Source organism: Promicromonospora sp. NPDC023987, assembly GCF_040639055.1.
Taxonomy (GTDB): Bacteria; Actinomycetota; Actinomycetes; order Actinomycetales; family Cellulomonadaceae; genus Promicromonospora.
Genome location: NZ_JBEZZF010000160.1, coordinates 1 through 1,562 on the forward strand (window position 1 = coordinate 1; position 1,562 = coordinate 1,562).

General features: G+C 56.7%; 1 rRNA gene. It reads right to left on the reverse strand.

Going from position 1 to position 1,562, the window contains the following annotated elements:
* Nucleotides 1–1,412, reverse strand: a 23S ribosomal RNA gene (locus AB0F40_RS27510); the annotation flags it as partial.
* Nucleotides 1,413–1,562: the final 150 nt, after the last annotated feature.

The following is a 1,562-nucleotide window of genomic DNA, read 5'->3' on the forward strand; positions in this document are numbered from 1 at the left end:
AGTTTCTCACTCGTCTTTCGCTACTCATGCCTGCATTCTCACTCGCGCAGCCTCCACAACTAGGTCACCCCGCTGCTTCCCTGGCTACACGACGCTCCCCTACCCACCCAGTCGACTGGCCCGAAGGCGATCTGTATGACTGAGTGCCGCGGCTTCGGCGGTGTACTTGAGCCCCGCTACATTATCGGCGCAGGATCACTTGACCAGTGAGCTATTACGCACTCTTTCAAGGGTGGCTGCTTCTAAGCCAACCTCCTGGTTGTCTCAGCGACCCCACATCCTTTTCCACTTAGTACACGCTTAGGGGCCTTAGCCGGCGATCTGGGCTGTTTCCCTCTCGACTACGAAGCTTATCCCCCGCAGTCTCACTGCCACGCTCTCACACACCGGCATTCGGAGTTTGGCTGACTTCGGTAAGCTTGTGGGCCCCCTAGGCCATCCAGTAGCTCTACCTCCAGTGTGAAACACGTGACGCTGCACCTAAATGCATTTCGGGGAGAACCAGCTATCACGGAGTTTGATTGGCCTTTCACCCCTACCCACAGCTCATCCCCTCAGTTTTCAACCTAAGTGGGTTCGGGCCTCCACGACGTCTTACCGTCGCTTCACCCTGGCCATGGGTAGATCACTCCGCTTCGGGTCCATGACATGCGACTCAAACGCCCTATTCGGACTCGCTTTCGCTACGGCTACCCCACACGGGTTAACCTCGCCACACACCGATGACTCGCAGGCTCATTCTTCAAAAGGCACGCCATCACCCCACACACCACAAAGATGCGAAGGCTCTGACGGATTGTAAGCGCACGGTTTCAGGTACTATTTCACTCCCCTCCCGGGGTACTTTTCACCTTTCCCTCACGGTACTAGTCCGCTATCGGTCACCAGGGAGTATTCAGGCTTACCGGGTGGTCCCGGCAGATTCACAGCAGATTTCACGGGCCCGCTGCTACTCGGGTGCCTGCTACAACAGAGAACACGTTTTCGTCTACCGGACTCTCACCGTCTACGGTCGGCCATCCCAGACCAATTCGACTAACGCGATCTTTTCTGACTGTCGCCCAGATCGGCAGATCTGAGAAAGCAGGTCCCACAACCCCGGCCATGCAACGACTGCCGTCTATCACACACAACCGGTTTAGCCTCTTCCGCTTTCGCTCGCCACTACTCACGGAATCACTATTGTTTTCTCTTCCTGTGGGTACTGAGATGTTTCACTTCCCCACGTTCCCTCCACACACCCTATATATTCAGGCGCGGGTAACACGACATCACTCGTGCTGGGTTTCCCCATTCGGAAATCCTCGGATCTCAGCTCGGTTGACAGCTCCCCGAGGCTTATCGCAGCCTCCTACGTCCTTCATCGGCTCCTGGTGCCAAGGCATCCACCGTACGCTCTTAAACACTTACTAACAAAGATGCTCGCGTCCACTGTGCAGTTCTCAAACAACACACCCACCCAAACCATGATTTCAGGACCAGCACCCTCCAACGAAGGCCCCGGCCGCCCGCACCTTCCACGAACTACTCGCCCTGGTCGCGGCCGGACACTGCGTGCACCC